We start from the raw sequence: 17,288 nt of genomic DNA on the forward strand, positions 1-17,288 counted from the left end.
GTGGGGGGTCAGTACTGCCGTGCGGGAGGGGTCACGGGGGCGTACCGCACGGGCGGGCCGGGATCCGCCGGGATGCGGTCCGCCAGGAAGCCGTACGCCCGCTTGAGGTCGGGGTCGGTCAGCGAGCGCCACCAGCGGTCGACGCCGTACCAGCCGGGGGCGGCCGGCGCCCCTCCGTGGTGCCGGACCGACAGCCCGGCCGCCAGTACCGCGAACCGCAGCCGCTCCTGGAGCGGCCAGCCGCCGAGCGAGGCCGCGACGAAGCTCGCGCCGAAGACGTCCCCGGCACCCGTCGCGTCCAGGACGTCCACGTCGAGGGCGGGCACCTCCGCGTACTCGCCCGTCAGCTGGTCGACGGCGACCGCGCCGTCCCCGCCGCGCGTGACCACGGCCACCGGCACCAGCTCGGCCAGCGTGCCGAGCGCCGCGACCGCGCTGTCGGTGCGGGTGTAGGCCATCGCCTCCCTCTCGTTGGGGAGGAAGGCGTGGCACAGCGAGAGCTGCTCCAGGAGGTCGGTGGACCACTCCTGGGTGGGGTCCCAGCCGACGTCGGCGTAGATCCGCGTGCCGTTCGCGGCGGCCTTGGCGAGCCACGCGCGGGGCTGGGCCTCGATGTGGACCAGGGCGGTGCGCGCCTCGGGCGGGTCGCCCATCAGCGCGTCCTGGGAGTAGGGGGGTTCCTGGCCGTGGGTGACGAGGGCCCGGTCGTCGCCGTACGCCAGGGACACGGTGACCGGGGTGGCCCAGCCGTCCGCGACGCGGGAGAGCGAGAGGTCGACGTTCTCCTGGCCGGCGAGGATCTCCCGGCAGTGGGCGCCGTAGAAGTCGTCGCCGAAGACCGTGGCCAGGGAGGTCCTCAGGCCGAAGCGGGACGCGGCGACCGCGAGGTTGGCGATACCGCCGGGGCCGCAGCCCATGCCGGCCGTCCAGATCTCCTCGCCCGGCGTCGGCGGCCTGCCCAGGCCGGTGAGGACGAGGTCGTAGAAGAGCAGCCCGGTCAGCAGCACATCGGGCCGGTCGTCGTCCACGCGCGCAGTCCTCTCGTCGGGGAGAGCGTCAGAACTCTTCATTTCAGTGACGGGAATCGTTGCGCTGCTGCATGAGATTGGTCAATACCTGAGCAGAAGTGAGCATGGAAATGATTGAGCATGACGAGTACTGTTCACGTCGTGCTGGCAGAACGACGACACCAACTCATCCTGAGGGCCCTGCGCTCCGGCGGCGCGGCGGCCGTGACCGATCTCTCCGAGCAGCTGGGTGTGAGCCCCGCCACGGTCCGGCGTGACCTGGTCAAACTGGAGGAGGACGGCCTGCTCACCCGCGTGCACGGCGGCGCCGTGGCCGAGGAGGGCGACCAGCCCTTCGCCGAGGTCGCCGAGGTGCGCGTGCCCGAGAAGGACGCGATAGCCGTGCGCGCCGCGGAGATGATCACGGACGGCCAGTCGGTGCTGCTCGACATCGGGACCACCGCCTACCGGCTCGCTCGCCAGCTGCACGGCCGCCGCCTCACCGTGATCACCAGCAATCTGGTGGTCTACGAGGAGCTGGCCGACGACGAGGGCATCGAGCTGGTGCTGCTCGGCGGCATGGTCCGCCGCGAGTACCGCTCCCTGGTCGGCTTCCTCACCGAGGACAACCTGCGCCAGCTGCACGCCGACTGGCTCTTCCTCGGCACCAGCGGAGTGCGCCCGGGAGGGCAGGTGATGGACACGACGGTCGTCGAGGTGCCGGTCAAGCGGGCCATGATCAAGGCCGGTGACACGGTCGTGCTCCTGGCCGACTCGGCGAAGTTCCCCGGTACGGGAATGGCGAAGGTCTGCGGTCCGGAGGACCTGGACGTGGTGGTGACGGACGCGACCGTGGACGCGGAGACGCGGTCCTCCCTGGAGGAGGCAGGCGTCGAGGTGGTCGTGGCGGGAAAGGTGCAAGCGTGAAACTGACGATTCTGGGCGGCGGCGGATTCCGGGTGCCGCTCGTGTACGGGGCGCTCCTCGGGGACCGCGCCGAGGGCCGCGTCACGCATGTCGTGCTGCACGACCTGGACGCCCCGAGGCTGTCCGCGGTGACCCGGGTGCTCGCCGAGCAGGCCGCCGGCGTGCCCGACGCCCCCGAGGTCACGGCCACCACCGACCTCGACGAGGCCCTGCGCGGCGCCGACTTCGTGTTCTCCGCGATTCGCGTCGGCGGTCTTCAGGGCCGCGCGGACGACGAGCGGGTGGCCCTGGCGGAGGGTGTCCTCGGCCAGGAGACGGTCGGCGCGGGCGGCATCGCCTACGGCCTGCGGACCGTGCCGGTCGCCGTCGACATCGCCCAGCGGGTGGCCCGCCTGGCCCCCGACGCCTGGGTCATCAACTTCACCAACCCGGCGGGACTGGTCACCGAGGCCATGTCCCGCCACCTCGGCGACCGTGTCATCGGCATCTGCGACTCGCCGGTCGGCCTCGGCCGCCGTATCGCCCGCGTGCTCGGCGCCGACCCGGGGGACGCCTGGATCGACTACGTCGGCCTCAACCACCTCGGCTGGGTGCGCGGCCTGCGCGTCGCCGGGCGCGACGAGCTCCCGCGCCTGCTCGCCGACCCGGACCTGCTCGGCTCCTTCGAGGAGGGCAAGCTCTTCGGCGTCGACTGGCTGCAGTCCCTGGGCGCGATCCCGAACGAGTACCTGCACTACTACTACTTCAACCGTGAGGCCGTCCGCGCCTACCAGCAGGCCGAGCGGACCCGCGGCGCCTTCCTGCGCGACCAGCAGGCCCGCTTCTACGAGGAGATGCGCGACCCGGACACGCCCGCCCTGGCGGCCTGGGACCGCACCCGCGCCGAGCGGGAGGCCACCTACATGGCCGAGAACCGTCAGAGCGCGGGCGCCGGCGAGCGCGACGCCGACGATCTCTCCGGCGGCTACGAGAAGGTCGCCCTCGCCCTGATGCGGGCCATCGCCCGCGACGAGCGCACCACCCTCATCCTCAACGTCCGCAACCGCAGCACCCTCTCCGTGCTGGACTCCGAGGCCGTCATCGAGGTCCCCTGCCTGGTCGACGCCAATGGCGCGCACCCGGTCGCCGTGGACCCGCTGCCCGACCACGCCACCGGCCTGGTCTGCGCGGTCAAGGCGGTCGAGCGCGAGGTGCTCGCCGCCGCCGGGTCCGGCTCCCGTACGACGGCCGTGAAGGCGTTCGCGCTGCACCCGCTCGTCGACTCCGTGAACGTCGCCCGCCGCCTCGTCGAGGGCTACACCGCCGTCCACCCCGGCCTCGCCTACCTCAAGTAGACCTGTCAGGAGACCAAGTCCCATGCACGACGAACGCCGCCGGATCGAGGAGCGCGCCGAACGCCTCCACACCCAGCGCATCAAGCCCGCGATCTACGCGGCAACCGTCCCCTTCGCGGTCGAGGCCTGGCAGGCGCCGGGAGAGCCGGTCTCCTTCGAGGAGGCCGCGGCCGCGCGGTACGAGCCCTTCGCCATGGGCACCCCCTGGGGCCCGCCCTGGGGCACCACCTGGTTCCGCATGCGCGGGCAGGTGCCCGCCGAGTGGGCCGGAAAGCGCGTCGAAGCGGTCATCGACCTCGGGTTCGTGGGCGACTGGCCGGGCAACCAGGCCGAGGCGCTGGTGCACCTGCCCGACGGCCGCCCCCTGAAGGCGGTCAACCCGCTCAACCAGTACGTACCGATCGCCAACCCCGCGTCGGGCGGGGAGACGATCGACTACCTGGTCGAGGCGGCCTCGAATCCGGACATCCTCGCCGACAACTTCTCCGCCCCGACCCCGCTGGGCGACGTCCTCACGGCCGGCGACCAACCGCTGTACGTCTTCAAGAGCGCCGACATCGCCGTCCTCGACGAGGACGTCTGGCACCTGGACCTGGACCTCCAGGTGCTGCGTGAACTCATGGTCCACCTGGGCGAGCACGAACCGCGCCGCCACGAGATCCTGCACACCCTGGACCGGGCCATGGACGCCCTGGACCTGGACGACGTCTCCGGCAGCGCCGCGGCCGTCCGCGAGGTGCTCGCGCCCGTGCTGGCCAAGCCCGCCCACGCCAGCGCCCACACCATCTCCGGCGTCGGCCACGCCCACATCGACTCCGCCTGGCTGTGGCCCATCCGCGAGACCAAGCGCAAGACGTCCCGCACCTTCTCCAACGTGACGTCCCTGGCCGACGAGTACGAGGACTTCATCTTCGCCTGCTCCCAGGCCCAGCAGTACGAGTGGGTGCGCGACAACTACCCCCACGTGTGGGCCCGCATCCAGGACTCCGTGAAGAAGGGCCAGTGGGCGCCGGTCGGCGGCATGTGGGTCGAGGCCGACGGCAACCTGCCCGGCGGCGAGGCGATGGCCCGCCAGCTCATCCACGGCAAGCGCTTCTTCATCGAGCACTTCGGCATCGAGACCAAGGGCGTCTGGCTGCCGGACTCCTTCGGCTACACCGCCGCCTACCCGCAGCTCGCCAAGCTCGCCGGCAACGAGTGGTTCCTGACCCAGAAGATCTCCTGGAACCAGACGAACAAGTTCCCCCACCACACCTTCTGGTGGGAGGGCATCGACGGCACCCGCATCTTCACCCACTTCCCGCCGGTCGACACCTACAACGCCCGCTTCAGCGGCGAGGAGATGGACCGCGCGGTGCGCAACTACTCCGAGAAGGGCGCGGGGAAGCGTTCCCTCGCCCCGTTCGGCTGGGGCGACGGCGGTGGCGGCCCCACCCGCGAGATCATGGAACGGGCGCGCCGCCTCGCCGACCTGGAGGGCTCGCCCAAGGTCGTCGTGGAGCACCCGGACGACTTCTTCGCCAAGGCCCGCGAGGAGTACCCGGACGCCCCGGTCTGGAACGGCGAGCTCTACCTGGAGCTGCACCGCGCCACGTACACCTCCCAGGCGCGCACGAAGCAGGGCAACCGGCGCAGTGAACACCTGCTCCGCGAGGCCGAGTTGTGGGCCACGACCGCCGCGCTGCACGCCCCGGGATACGCGTACCCCCACGAGAAGCTGGACCGGCTGTGGAAGACGGTCCTGCTGCACCAGTTCCACGACATCCTGCCGGGCTCGTCGATCGCCTGGGTGCACCGGGAGGCGGAGGCGGAGTACGCGCGGGTGGCAGCAGAACTCCAGGCGCTCACCGCCGAGGCGATCACCGCCCTCGGCGCCGGCTCCGCCCGGGTCTTCAACACCAGCCCCTACGACCGTGCCGAGGTGGTCCGCACCTCGGAGGGCGCACCGGTGTACGTGAAGGTGCCCGCGAGCGGCAGCGCTCCCCTCGCCGCCGCCGAGCCCCCGCAGCCCGTGACGGTCGAAGGACGCGTCCTCGACAACGGCCTCGTCCGGGTGGAGGTGGCCGAGGACGGCACGCTGGCGTCCGTACGCGATCTGCGCGCCGGGCGCGAGGTCCTCGCCGACCAGGGCAATCTGCTCCGCCTCCACACGGACCTGCCCAACTACTGGGACGCCTGGGACATCGACAAGCACTACCAGAACCGCTACCGGGACCTGCTGGAGGCGGACGCGGTGACGGTCGTCGAGGCCGACCCGCTGGTCGGCGCCATCAGGGTCGAAAGGTCCTTCGGCAAGGGCTCGAAGATCACCCAGACGATCACCGTCCGGGCCGGCAGCCCCCGCATCGACTTCGAGACCGACATCGACTGGCACGAGGTGGAGAAGATCCTCAAGGCGGGCTTCCCCGTGGACGTCCGTGCGCCCCACTCCTCCGCGGAGATCCAGTTCGGTCACATCCAGCGCCCCACCCACACCAACACCAGCTGGGAGGCGGCTCGCTTCGAGGTGTCCGGGCACCGCTGGGTGCACATCGGCGAGCCCGGCTACGGCGTCGCGGTCATCAACGACTCGACGTACGGCCACGACGTCTCCCGCACGGTCCGCGAGGACGGCGGTACGACCACCACCGTCCGGCTCAGCCTGGTCCGCGCCCCACGCATCCCCGACCCCGAGGCCGACCAGGGCAAGCACCGCCTCACCTACTCCCTGCTGCCCGGCGCGCGCATCGAGGACGCGGTGGCCGAGGGCTACGCCCTCAACCTGCCGCTGCGCGTGGCCGAGTCGGCGGGCGCCCCGGAGCCGGTCGTCTCCGTGGCCGGAGAGGGCGTGACCGTCGAGGCGGTGAAGCTCGCCGACGACGAGTCGGGCGACGTGGTGGTGCGCCTGTACGAGTCCCGCGGCGGCCGCGCCCAGGGCGTGCTGCGCACCGGGTTCCCGCTCGCCGGCGCCCAGGTCACCGACCTGCTTGAGCGGCCGCTTCAGGACGCGGACCTCGACGGCGACGGCGCGGTCGCGGTCACGCTGCGGCCCTTCCAGGTCCTGACCCTGCGGCTGAAGCGTGCCCGGGAGAGCTGACCCATGCCCATGCAACCCTGGTTCACCGACGCCAAGTTCGGGATCTTCATCCACTGGGGCATCTACGCCGTCGACGGCGTCCAGGAGTCCTGGTCGTTCTACGACGACATCGTTCCCTACGACCAGTACATGTCCCAGCTCGACCGCTTCACGGCCTCCCGCTACGACCCGCGCGAGTGGGCGAAGCTCTTCGCGCGGGCCGGCGCCAAGTACGCCGTCCTGACCAGCCGTCACCACGACGGCGTCGCCCTGTGGGACACCGCTCACGGCGATCTGAACGTCGGCCGCGACCTGATCGCCGGGTATGCCGACGCCCTGCGCGAGCAGGGCCTCAAGGTCGGTCTCTACTACTCGCACTCGGACTGGAGCCACCCCGACTACGCCTCCACGCGCAAGCCGGGCCGACCGCCGGAGCTGGAGGACAACCGGTACTCGGAGGTCGCGGCCGAGGACGAGGACCTTCAGGCCTGGGAGCGGTTCATCGCCTACCGCGACGGCCAGATCCGCGAACTGGCCTCCCGCTACCGGCCCGACCTGATGTGGTTCGACGGCGAGTGGGACCGCAGCGAGGAGCAGTGGCGCATCCCCGAACTCGCCGCGCTCATCCGGTCCTACGTACCCGACGTCGTCTTCAACGCGCGGATGCTCAGCGAGGGCGACTACGCCACCCCGGAGCAGGGCGCCCCCGTCGTACCGCCCGAGGGTCCCTGGGAACTGTGCCTGACGATCAACGACTCCTGGGGCTTCCAGCACCACGACCACAACCACAAGTCGGTCGGCCAGCTGATCCGCTACTTCGCCGAGACGATCGGCGGTGGCGGCAACCTGCTGCTCAGCGTGGGGCCGCGGGAGGACGGCACGATCCCCGAGGAGCAGGCCGAGCGGCTGGAAGGGCTGGGCGACTGGATCGCCCGGCACGCGCAGGCCGTGTACGGCACCGTGCGCGGGCTGCCGGCGGGGCACCACTACGGCCCGAGCACCCTCTCGAAGGACCGCCGCACGCTGTACCTGATCCTCTTCGACGCCCCGCGCGCCGAGATCAACGTCCGCGGGCTGCTCAGCACGGTCCGCCGGGTCACGGTGCTCGGCAGCGGCACGGAGCTCTCCCACCGGATCACCGGCGGCCTGCACGAGACACCCGGCATCCTCTGGATCGAGCCGCCGGCCGAGACCGACCTCGACCCGCATGCCACGGTGCTCGCCGTCGAACTGGACGGCGAACTTCAGCTGTACCGCGGCTCGGGCAGATTCTGACGCACTATCAAAAATACGGTAAATGCCCTGGTCACGAGCGGTTTGTGGACGCGCGTGACCAGGGTGCTTTCCCTGCGCGACACCTGAACGTCACCTTCCGCCACTGGGATTCCGACGGCACGGCGCGAGAGAAAGGTGTCATGGTGCGAGACCCGCGAATGGCTGCGATCGGCAAGGGACTCAAGCGGCGCGGAAGGCTGGTGATGCAGGCCGTCAGCCCCCCGCGCCGGAACCTCGACGCGATCCCGGGCCCTCGGCAGAACACGGACACCTACACCGCGCCGCGGGCCCCGCGCCTGGTGGAGTCCCCGGTCTTCGTGCTGTCGTCGGTACGTTCCGGGTCCACCCTCCTGCGCGTCCTGCTCAACAGCCACAGCCGTATCCGCGCCCCGCACGAGATGCACCTGCGCACCCTGCACGTCCACCTGTCCCGCGACTTCACCGCGGACGCCATGAAGGAGCTCCAGCTCGACAAGGAGGAACTGGAGCACGTGCTGTGGGACCGGGTGCTGCACCTGGAACTCACCCGCAGCGGCAAGGACGTCATCGTCGACAAGACGCCGCCCAACACGCTCATCTGGCCCCGGCTGCGCCGATGTTGGCCGAACGCCCGCTACATCGTCCTGCTGCGCCACCCCGGCGCGGTCGTCATGTCCCTCACCGACCGTCGTACGGACCCCGACCACGAGGCCATCCGCGCCGAGGTCCTCGACTACGGCGAAAAGCTGGAGGAGGCCCGGCAGCGTCTCCCGAACGTGCAGGTGATCAGGTACGAGGACCTCACGGCCGATCCGGAGAAGGTGACCCGGGGTGTCTGCGACCACCTCGGCGTCCCCTGGGAGCCCGGCATGCTCGACTACGGCAGCAAGGACCACGGCACCTTCCGCCCCCAGCTGGGCGACTGGTCCAGCACCATCAGGTCCGGCCGCATCCAGACCGCCCGCACGGCCGCACCGCACGTCGAACTCCCCCCGCGCCTCACCGAGTTGGCGAAGGCGTGGGGGTACCCGGAGGGGCCCTAGGTACCCCCACGCCCCTGTGGGTCAGCCGGTGAAGCCGGCCGTGACGGACGTGAACTGCCAGGTGTTCTGGCTGATGCCGGAGCAGTTGCTCGTCACTCCGCCGCCCGGGCAGGGCCGGTCACGGTTGACCGACCAGAAGGCGAGCCGCGCGATGTGGTGGCTGTTGGCCCAGTCGCGGATCTGCGTCCATGTCGCGGGCGAGGTGAGCTCCTGCTGGTCGCTCAGACCGTTCATGCCGGAGATGCCGATGTGGGCGTAGGCCGTGGCGTCGTCCCAGCCGAAGGTGGACCTGAGCTTGTTCTTCAGTCCTTCGGTGGCGTTCACGGTGTTGCCGTACATGTCGGCGCCTCCGCCGAAGTCGAACGGCATGATCGTGAAGACGTCGATGCCCGCGTTCAGCGCCTTGGCCTGCTCGATGAGCCGGTTGCCCCAGTACGTCGGGCCGGTCGTCGAGGTGCCGAAGGTGACGATCGTGCGCAGGCCCGGGTTGTTCGCCTTGACGATCTTCAGGGCGTTCAGGATCCGGTCCTGCACGGCCGCGTTCTCGAACTCGTCCGTGTTCTCGATGTCGACGTCGATCGCCTTCAGCCCGTAGGCGTCGATCACCTTCTGGTACGCGCCCGCCAGCGCCTCGGCCGTCGAGCAGTTCGGTCCGAGCTTGTTGCCGCTCCAGCCGCCGATCGACGGGACGATGTCACCGCCCGCCGAGCGGATGGCGTTGATGACGGCCTGGTCGTTGCCGCCGGTCAGCGGACGTTGCCCGTCCCAGGCGGGGGTGCAGCCGCCGGAGGAGAGGATGAACGCCATCGTGTACCACTTGATGCCGGTCGCGCTCATCACCGAGGTCGCGCTCGGCGGGTCGCCCCAGCCGAGGTAGAGGTAGGGCGCGGCCTGTTTGAACCCGCTGCCGCCGCCACCGCCCGCCTCGGTCGTGACGGTCACCGCGTTCGAGGCCGCCGAGGTGTTCCCGGCCGCGTCCCGTGCCTTCACGGTGAACGTGTACCCCGTGCTGGGCGCGAGTCCACTGACCGTGGCCGAGGTGCCGGAGACGCTGAGCACCTGGCTGGAGCCGCTGTAGACGTCGTACGCGGTGACACCGACGTCGTCCGTCGAGGCGTTCCAGGCGAGGGACACGCTGGAGGAGGTCTTTCCGGTGGAGCGGAGGTTCGAGGGGGCCGTCGGCGCCTGGGAGTCCGAACCGCCACCGCCGGGACCGTCGAGGCTGATGTCGTCGGCGTGGTAGGTGCCCTGCGCGTACCAGCCGTGCACATAGACCGTCGCCCGGGTCTGTGCGGCGCCGGTGGTGAACGACACGCTGAGCCGGCTGTACGCCGACGGCGACGACGTCCACGTCGAGGAGCCGCCGTCCACACCCAGATAGACGTAAGCGCCGCGCACCCAGCCGGTGAGCTGGTACGTCGTGTTCGGCTGCACGGAGACGGTCTGGCTGCACTTGGCGATGTCGCTCGAACTCACCGCCCCGGCAAGGGCCTTGGTCCCGCCGTGCACCGGGGAGGAGACGACCGAGCCGAGGTTGTTGGCAGGACCAGGGGGAGAGGGCCCCCGACTCGAAGCCGGGATTGGCGAGGACGTTGGCCGCGTGGGCCGTACCGGGCAGGGCGACCGCTCCGGTGAGGGCCCGGGCGGCGGAGCCGAGGAGGGCGAGGAGACGACGTCTGGGGCGTCGGAGAAGTGAGGAGCGCACGCGATCTCCCTGAAGGTATGGGGGTGTTCGGGAGTGCAGAGAGGTGCGCCACCAAGTTGGTATGGACCAATCGCGGTGTCAAGAGCTGACGCCGGATCGGCCCATACCGGTGAGCTCGGCGCTGGGGTCTGTCAGACAGGCCCTAGAGAGGCAGCGCCTGCGCCGCGGCCCCGACGGAGTCGGCCGGCGCGGGGGAGGGGACCGCCGGCAACAGCGCCTCCGCGTCCTCCGCCCGCTGCTGCGGCAGCGACACCGGCCGCAACGGCCGCGGCCCCGACACCACCGTGTAGTCCTGCCCCAGGAACGGCGGCTCGACCTGCCCCGGATCCTCGCCGAGCGCCAACTGCACAGCCAGCCAGGGCGCGTTGACACCGCACAGCGACAGCTGATGCAGCCCACCGGCCGGACGCGTGTTGACGTCCATGAGGACGGGTTCCCCGCCGAACATCCGGAACTGGATGTTGGACAGATAGTGCAGCCCGAAGCCCTCCGCGATCCGCCGCGCCGGCTCCAGCCACTGCTCGTGCAGCGTGAACCCCCGCCGCCGGCCGTTCTTGGTGCGGCCCACGGCCAGGCGCACCCGGTTGTCCGGGCCGGTCAGGCAGTCCACCGACACCTCCGGCTGCTCCAGACGCGGCATCACCAGCCAGTCCACCGGCTCCTCGGCCTTCCGCACCGCCTCGACGACCAGGTCGAGCGGCACGTACGGGCTGGGAAAGCCGCTCAGGTGCGTGACGGAGAAGGGGGCGCGCGTGATCACGCGGAAGCCGACCCCGCCCGCCCCGGACGCCGGCTTGAAGCACGCCTTGTGGTCGTGCGCCTCCAACTCCTCGACAGCGGCGATGAGTTCGCCCGCGGTCCGCACCCGCCACCACGGCGGCACGGGCACGCCGATCGCCTGGACCGCCTCGTAGGCGATCACCTTGTCCTGGAAGACGGCCACCGCCTCGGGCGGCGGCGCCAGCAGGGCCGTGCCGGCCGCCTCGAACTCCGCGCGGTGCGCCACGATCGCCGCCTGGTGCAGTCGCGGCACGAACACGTCGATGCCCCGCCGCGCGCACTGGTCCAGGGCGAACTCCACGTAGGCGGCCGGGGACAGCCCCTCCGGCTCCAGCTCGGCGGTGTCGGCCGCGGCCAGGACGGGGGAGTCGGCGTCGCCGTGCGTGGCATGGATCTCGACGGCCCGGTCGCTGGGATTTCTCCGCAGCTGATCCATGAAGAACACGTTCTCCGCGTACGTGCGGTTGAGCCAGACGCGTACGCGAGAGACCATGCAGGCCGCCTTTCACGGTATGCGGGCAGGGCGAAGCAGGCCGTGCCCGGCCAGGGTGGATGGAGGGACACCAAACCGCCCCTGAGTGAGGGAAGTTCCGGCGGTGGTGTGTGGGGCGATCATACGGCCTCCCGGGACCGCCGCGTGCAACGCCCGTGTTACGGATTTCCCGATCATCACGCCACGTGGAACACCGGGCCCGGGCCGGCCGACGCGCCGGAAGGTCCCGCCCTTGTCCCTCGCCCACGGATATGATCAGGTGGTGCCGTTCTTGTCCCCCGAGGGGGCGACGTGCGCGGAGGGGGCGAGAGTGACGTCGACGGCCGGTGGTGCCGGGCACCTGTGGGCCATCAGCGACCTGCACATCGGTTATCCGGAGAACCGCGCCCTGGTCGAGAAGATGCACCCCGAGTCGGACGCCGACTGGCTCCTGGTCGCCGGCGATGTCGCGGAGACCGTGTCCGACATCCGCTGGGCTCTGAAGACGCTCGCGGACCGCTTCCACCGGGTCGTGTGGGTGCCCGGCAACCACGAGTTGTGGACCCATCCGAAGGACACCGTCACCCTGCGGGGCGTCGCCCGCTACCAGTACCTCGTCGAGATGTGCCGGGACCTCGGCGTGACCACGCCGGAGGACCCCTACCCGGTCTGGGACGGCCCGGGCGGCCCGGTCGTCGTCGCCCCGCTGTTCCTGCTCTACGACTACTCCTTCCTGCCGGCCGGGTGCACCACCAAGGAGGAGGGACTGGAGTACGCGCACGGAACCGGGGTCGTGTGCAACGACGAGTTCCTGCTGCACCCCGACCCCTACCCGAGCCGTGAGGCCTGGTGCCGGGCGCGGGTCGCCGAGACCGAACGCAGACTCGCCGAACTGCCTCGCGACCTGCCCGTGATCCCCGTCAACCACTACCCGCTGGACCGGCACCCGACCGACATCCTGTGGTACCCCGAGTTCGCCATGTGGTGCGGCACCAGCCTGACCGCCGACTGGCACCGCCGGTTCCGCGTCGACACCATGGTCTACGGCCACCTCCACATTCCGCGCACCACCTGGCACGAGGGCGTCCGCTTCAAGGAAGTGTCGGTGGGCTACCCCCGCGAGTGGCGCAAACGCACGCAACCCCCCGGACGGCTGCGCCGCATCCTGCCCAGGGAGCCCGAGGATTCCAAGGAAGGCGAGGTCTGGTGATCGAGGAACTGCTGCCGGACACCGTGGTCACCGTGGAGGCGCACGGTCACGACGAGGCCTGGCACGCGCCCCTGTACCCCGAGGAAGCGGTGCTGGTGGCCAAGGCGGTCGACAAGCGGCGCCGGGAGTTCGCCGCCGTGCGCTCCTGTGCCCGCCAGGCCATGGAGAAGCTCGGCGTCCCGCCCCACCCCGTGCTGCCCGGCGAACGCGGCGCGCCGCAGTGGCCGTCCGGCCTGGTCGGCAGCATGACCCACTGCGACGGCTACTGCGCCGCCGCCTTGGTGCGCGCCACCGACCTGGCCTCCCTCGGCATCGACGCGGAGCCCGACGGACCGCTCCCGGAGGGGGTCCTGCCCGCCGTGTCCCTGCCCGGGGAGGCGCGGCGACTGCGCCTCCTGGCCGAGGAGCACCCAGGGGTCCACTGGGACCGGCTGCTGTTCAGCGCCAAGGAGTCCGTCTACAAGGCGTGGTTCCCCCTCACCCGGAAGTGGCTCGACTTCACGGAGGCCGACATCGAGATCACCGCGGCCACCGGCGAAGGACGGCACGGCACCTTCCGCGCCGTCCTCCTCGTGCCGGGCCCGCAGGTGGCCGGCCGCCGCCTCGCGCACTTCGACGGCCGCTGGACCGCCGGGCGTGGCCTGGTGGCCACGGCGGTGACGGTCCCGCACGGCTGAACGACCGGCTGAGCGACCGGCCCGGGTCACCCCTGGGGGCACCAGCTCCGCAGCAGCCGGAAGAACGACTCCTCGTTGCCGGTCAGGCCCGCGGCCGCCAGGGCCTGTTCCGCCTCGGCGAGCACCGCCGGCGGGACGACCGCCGGTCGGTGGCCGCCGGGCGGGCCGGACTCGGCGTCCAAGGCGGCTCGGACCGTGTGCAGCAGCCGCAGATAGGCCTGGACGGCCATGCGCTCACGGTCGGTCAGTACGGCGGTGGTCATGGGTCGGCTCTCCCCGTGTCGGTGCGATCGGCGGTCATGCGCGTGGGCGCACCTCCAGCTTGCCGTCCGCCACTGACAATGCCCCCGCGTTCCGCCCCGGTTCGCCCGCTCAGCGCATGCGGAACGCACCGAAGCCGCGTCAGGGACCCGTCCGCGCCGGAGGGAACCGGCCGTCGCTCAGCCCTGCGACCCCAGGTACCCCAGCGACGCCTCGATCCGCCCGGCCAGATGATCGCGCTGCACCGGTCCGCGCAACGACGAACCGGCCAGCCAGGTACGGCACTTGCTGGCCAGCAACAGACCGAAGCTCTCGGCCTCCTCCTCTTCGGCGAGGTCGAAGCGGGAGCGGGCGGCGACCTTCAGGACGGTCGCTCTCAGGACCGCGTCGTCGGCGTCGTCGCTGAGCAGCCGGGCGGCGACCGCGGCACCGTCGACGTGGTGGCTGCAGTGCCCGGCCTTCATGTGCCACAGCTCGTGTCCGAGGATCACCAACTGGTGGTCCGGTGCGGTGCGTTCCTCGATCACGACGAGGTCCCGGTCGGCCATGTCGAGCCACAGCCCGCTGGCGGTCCCGGGCGGGAAGGCGGCCGTACGGAAGTGGACGGGACGGCCACGGCGTCTGCTCATCGCCTCGCACAGCGCGGCGTACAGGTCGGCGGGCCGCGCCGGGGCGGGAAGCGTCAGCTCCGCGACCAACTCGCCGCACAGGCGGCGCATTTCCCTACCGATGCCCACTTGTCTCCCCAGGCTCACGACTCGGGCCGCTTGACGCTCTCCAGGAGCATGTCCAGCCACTCCGCGACCTTGTCGCGGTGCTGGTCGGTGGGCAGCTGCGCGGCCCGCCAGGCGATCCCGCGGACGCCGTGGTCCTGCAGCAGCCGCTCCAGCGGGTCGTCGGCCGCCGCGGCCGCCTTCCGCTCCCGGTCGGCGAGCTGCTGCAGCAGTTCCTGCTCGGTCTGCTGCAGCGCGCCGGCGAGCGCTTCGGGGTCCTCGGCCGTGAGGAAGCCGGCGTGCACCCGGAAGAAGCGCTGGATGGCGTCGCAGTGCTCCATGGTGGGACGCCGGTCCCCGTTGATGAGCGCGCCCGCCTGCTGCCGCGACATGCCCGCGCCGTCGGCGATCTCCTGCTGGGTGTACTTGCGTCCGTTCGGCTTCAGCCGGGTGCGGCGCAACAGGTCCAGCCGCTGCAGGAACCGGGCCTGCACGTCGGGTTCGCCCGCGGGCCGGCCGCTCAGCAGGGCCCTGACCACGGGTTCCGGGACGCCGGAGGCGACGGACAGGCGGCCCACGTCGAAGACCTCGGCGTGCGGCACGCCGAGCCGGTCGGCGAGTGCGGTGACGCGGGCGACGACGGCCGGCAGCGCGGCGGTCGGCGTGGCGCCCGGACCTTCGACGAAGCCACCCGACACCGACAGATCTCCTACGTCTCTCACAGGCTTCTCACAAGCGGTTGCCGTGAACTTCCCGGAGAGTAGCCCCTTGTTCGAACTCACATCCAGGTCTCGCCACAACTGTGGCCAATTTCAGCCGTCAACAGGCACGAAATGCCACGATAGTTGACACGACTTGCGTCCGGGCAGCAGGATCGGGGCGCCGCGTGAAGGCCGCATAGGCAAGAGGGGTGACCTCCCGATGGCATTTCAGGCAGGAGGGCAGCGGTCGGTACCGCGGCCCGTCCCCCGGACTCCCGAGGCCCAGGCCTATCTGCAGGACTACACCGCGTTGCTGGAGGCCGTCCCCTTCCCCTCCTTCGTCGTCGACCACCGCTGGGACGTGGTCCTGGCCAACAGTGCCTTCCGGACACTTTTCCGCGAGGTCGGGGCGCATCCGACGGCCATGCCGGACGGCAACTTCCTCAGGTTCGTCCTGTTCCATCCGGACGCTGCCACGGTCCTGGGCGAGCACGAGTCGAGCTGGTGCCTGCCGATGCTGGCCCACTTCGCGGCCGCCGTGGAGCGGCACGGCCACGACCATGGACTGCAGGCCATCCGCCGCGACATCGCCCAGGACCCGATCATGGAGGCCGCCTACCGGCAGGGCCTGCCGCACTGGATCCGCGCGGTCGGCGAGGAGGCCGCCGAGCAGGACGGCGCCGTCCGTCCGCTGCACCACCCCGACCCACGCTGGGGAACCACCGACTGCCGGATCGTGGTGGAGACCCCGAGGTCCCTCGAACAGTCCGGTTACACGCGGCTGACGCTGGTCCTGCGCGAGGCCCGCCGCACCCCGTCCAGGGTCCGCCGGAGCCGCCGCTCCGCCTCCCATCTCAGGGTGGTTCCGACGGCCGAGTGAGCGCCGTCGGCGTTCCCTGTGTGTTTTGCGTTCGCCTGCGATCAAGCACTGAGTGCTGTCCGATCGATTTCGATCGGACAGAAACGTTCACAAGTGATCGCATGCGAACTACACTCGAACCCACGCCGAAGGAAACGGAGTGGGTCATGCACGCCGAGGAACGACACCAGGCGATCCTGCACCGGCTGCGCCAGAGCGGCTCGATCAGAGTCAGTGACGTCGCCGGCGAGCTGGGCGTCTCGTCCGTGACGATCCGCCGGGACGTCGAGACGCTCGACGAGCGCGGGCTGCTCGCGCGGGTGCACGGCGGAGCCGTCCTGCCCGAGACCCGTACCGGGACCGGTCCCGCCCCCGAGCCCTGGCGGCCGCCCGGCGGGCAGCTCCCGCGCACCTTCGGCATGATCGTGCCGGACGCGTCGTCCTACTACCCCGAGGTCATCCGGGGTGCCCGCGAGGCCGCGGGCCGGCACGGCGTCCGGCTCGTCCTCGGCATCTCCCGCTACGACGAGACCGAGGAGCGGGCCCAGGCGGAGCGGCTGCTCGCCGACGACGTGGACGCCCTCCTCCTCGCCCCCGGCGGCACCGGCGACACCACCCCCTGGTACGCCGAACTGCCGGTCCCCGTCATGCTGGTGGAGAGCCGGCAGGGCGAGGACAGCCCCGCCGAGTACGTCATCAGCGACCACGCCTACGGCGCCCGGCTCGCCGTACGCCACCTCGCCGGCCTCGGCCGGCGGCGCATCGCACTGGCCGTGCGGGAGGACACCCCGCATGCCGCCGCCCTCACCGAGGGCTACGGGACCGGGCTGGCGACGGCGGGCCTCGACGCCCCCGAGGCGCCGCGCCTCACCTCCGACACGGCCCCCGGCGACCAGGACGGCCGTCTGGATGCCTACGTCGAGCTGGCCGAGGCGGGAGCCCTGGACGCGGTACTGGTCCACGACGACCAGGACGCGCTGCTGCTGCTGTCCCGACTGCGCGGCCGGGACCTCGCCGTCCCGAAGGACCTCGCGATCGTCGCGTACGGCGACGAGGTCGCCGCCCTCGCGGACACGCCGCTGACCGCCGTGGCGCCGCCCAGGCGTGCCGTGGGCGGCGCAGCCGTGGACCTCCTGCTCCAGCGCCTCGGCGACCCCGACCGGCCCCCGCACCGCCTGTCGATCCTCCCCGAACTGCACGTCCGTTCGTCGACCGCCGGCTGACCGGCCGACCGCCCCCGGACGGAGCCGGCAGTCGCGTCAGCGCTGGTCGGACGCCGTTTTCAGCACA

14 protein-coding genes and 1 pseudogene are annotated in these 17,288 nt (G+C 71.4%); 9 read left to right on the forward strand and 6 right to left on the reverse strand.

From position 1 onward, the window contains the following. Window positions 1–8 precede the first annotated feature (8 nt). Window positions 9–1,028 (reverse strand): carbohydrate kinase family protein, encoded by a 1,020-nt coding sequence (locus NW895_RS26390; RefSeq protein ID WP_289938565.1) that lies wholly within the window; start codon window positions 1,026–1,028, stop codon window positions 9–11. A 141-nt stretch (window positions 1,029–1,169) separates the two neighbouring features. Between NW895_RS26390 and NW895_RS26395 the strand changes: the two genes are divergently transcribed. The 5 genes from NW895_RS26395 to NW895_RS26415 all read left to right on the forward strand — a co-directional run bounded on the left by NW895_RS26395 (window position 1,170) and on the right by NW895_RS26415 (window position 8,620). Then, the gene (locus tag NW895_RS26395; RefSeq protein ID WP_289938741.1) at window positions 1,170–1,934 is read left to right on the forward strand and encodes a DeoR/GlpR family DNA-binding transcription regulator; all 765 of its coding nucleotides are present in this window, start codon (window positions 1,170–1,172) and stop codon (window positions 1,932–1,934) included. Continuing rightward, on the forward strand, window positions 1,931–3,268 hold the full coding sequence (locus NW895_RS26400; protein ID WP_289938567.1) for a 6-phospho-beta-glucosidase: 1,338 nt from the start codon (window positions 1,931–1,933) through the stop codon (window positions 3,266–3,268). Before NW895_RS26395 ends, NW895_RS26400 begins: the two co-directional genes overlap by 4 nt. 22 nt (window positions 3,269–3,290) lie before the next feature. Beyond that, complete coding sequence (locus tag NW895_RS26405) at window positions 3,291–6,344, forward strand: glycoside hydrolase family 38 C-terminal domain-containing protein (RefSeq protein WP_289938568.1); 3,054 nt, start codon at window positions 3,291–3,293, stop codon at window positions 6,342–6,344. A 3-nt stretch (window positions 6,345–6,347) separates the two neighbouring features. Continuing rightward, window positions 6,348–7,598 carry an alpha-L-fucosidase gene (locus NW895_RS26410; RefSeq protein ID WP_289938570.1) on the forward strand — a complete coding sequence of 417 codons (1,251 nt, stop codon included), beginning with the start codon at window positions 6,348–6,350 and terminating at the stop codon, window positions 7,596–7,598. A 158-nt stretch (window positions 7,599–7,756) separates the two neighbouring features. Continuing rightward, the gene (locus NW895_RS26415; RefSeq protein WP_289938571.1) at window positions 7,757–8,620 is read left to right on the forward strand and encodes a sulfotransferase; all 864 of its coding nucleotides are present in this window, start codon (window positions 7,757–7,759) and stop codon (window positions 8,618–8,620) included. 21 nt (window positions 8,621–8,641) lie between these two features. On the opposite strand, the pseudogene NW895_RS26420 reads toward NW895_RS26415, so the two are convergent. Then, a pseudogene (locus tag NW895_RS26420) lies at window positions 8,642–10,325 on the reverse strand (carbohydrate binding domain-containing protein). A 142-nt stretch (window positions 10,326–10,467) separates the two neighbouring features. After that, complete coding sequence (locus NW895_RS26425) at window positions 10,468–11,598, reverse strand: ATP-grasp domain-containing protein (protein WP_289938572.1); 1,131 nt, start codon at window positions 11,596–11,598, stop codon at window positions 10,468–10,470. A 310-nt stretch (window positions 11,599–11,908) separates the two neighbouring features. On the opposite strand from NW895_RS26425, the gene NW895_RS26430 reads away from it, so the two are divergent. Continuing rightward, window positions 11,909–12,787: a metallophosphoesterase gene (locus NW895_RS26430; RefSeq protein ID WP_289938573.1), complete on the forward strand. Its 879-nt coding sequence runs from the start codon at window positions 11,909–11,911 to the stop codon at window positions 12,785–12,787. Then, entirely contained in the window at window positions 12,784–13,464 is a 681-nt protein-coding gene (locus NW895_RS26435; RefSeq protein WP_289938574.1) for a 4'-phosphopantetheinyl transferase superfamily protein, read from the forward strand. Before NW895_RS26430 ends, NW895_RS26435 begins: the two co-directional genes overlap by 4 nt. Window positions 13,465–13,490: 26 nt before the next feature. On the opposite strand, the gene NW895_RS26440 is transcribed toward NW895_RS26435, so the two are convergent. The 3 genes from NW895_RS26440 to NW895_RS26450 all read right to left on the reverse strand — a co-directional run bounded on the left by NW895_RS26440 (window position 13,491) and on the right by NW895_RS26450 (window position 15,136). After that, window positions 13,491–13,727 (reverse strand): hypothetical protein, encoded by a 237-nt coding sequence (locus NW895_RS26440; protein ID WP_289938575.1) that lies wholly within the window; start codon window positions 13,725–13,727, stop codon window positions 13,491–13,493. A 177-nt stretch (window positions 13,728–13,904) separates the two neighbouring features. Next, complete coding sequence (locus NW895_RS26445; protein ID WP_289938742.1) at window positions 13,905–14,444, reverse strand: toxin-antitoxin system, toxin component; 540 nt, start codon at window positions 14,442–14,444, stop codon at window positions 13,905–13,907. Between the two features lie 32 nt (window positions 14,445–14,476). Beyond that, window positions 14,477–15,136, reverse strand: a complete 660-nt coding sequence (locus NW895_RS26450) for a helix-turn-helix transcriptional regulator (RefSeq protein ID WP_289938743.1) — start codon at window positions 15,134–15,136, stop codon at window positions 14,477–14,479. A 223-nt stretch (window positions 15,137–15,359) separates the two neighbouring features. On the opposite strand from NW895_RS26450, the gene NW895_RS26455 reads away from it, so the two are divergent. Next, window positions 15,360–16,019, forward strand: a complete 660-nt coding sequence (locus tag NW895_RS26455; protein ID WP_289938576.1) for a hypothetical protein — start codon at window positions 15,360–15,362, stop codon at window positions 16,017–16,019. 101 nt (window positions 16,020–16,120) lie between these two features. Beyond that, a complete protein-coding gene (locus NW895_RS26460) occupies window positions 16,121–17,221 on the forward strand; it encodes a substrate-binding domain-containing protein (RefSeq protein WP_289938577.1) in 1,101 nt (366 codons plus the stop codon). The last annotated feature ends 67 nt before the right edge of the window (window positions 17,222–17,288 follow it).

Source organism: Streptomyces sp. S.PNR 29 (genome assembly GCF_030386795.1).
Lineage (GTDB): Bacteria > Actinomycetota > Actinomycetes > Streptomycetales > Streptomycetaceae > Streptomyces.

Coding starts and splice junctions, on each gene's coding strand:
- NW895_RS26405 (WP_289938568.1), top strand. CDS start 3,291: ATGCACGACGAACGCCGCCGGATCGAGGAGCGCGCCGAACGCCTCCAC.
- NW895_RS26410 (WP_289938570.1), top strand. CDS start 6,348: ATGCCCATGCAACCCTGGTTCACCGACGCCAAGTTCGGGATCTTCATC.
- NW895_RS26415 (WP_289938571.1), top strand. CDS start 7,757: ATGGCTGCGATCGGCAAGGGACTCAAGCGGCGCGGAAGGCTGGTGATG.
- NW895_RS26425 (WP_289938572.1), bottom strand. CDS start 11,598: ATGGTCTCTCGCGTACGCGTCTGGCTCAACCGCACGTACGCGGAGAAC.
- NW895_RS26440 (WP_289938575.1), bottom strand. CDS start 13,727: ATGACCACCGCCGTACTGACCGACCGTGAGCGCATGGCCGTCCAGGCC.
- NW895_RS26445 (WP_289938742.1), bottom strand. CDS start 14,444: ATGCGCCGCCTGTGCGGCGAGTTGGTCGCGGAGCTGACGCTTCCCGCC.
- NW895_RS26455 (WP_289938576.1), top strand. CDS start 15,360: ATGGCATTTCAGGCAGGAGGGCAGCGGTCGGTACCGCGGCCCGTCCCC.
- NW895_RS26460 (WP_289938577.1), top strand. CDS start 16,121: ATGCGAACTACACTCGAACCCACGCCGAAGGAAACGGAGTGGGTCATG.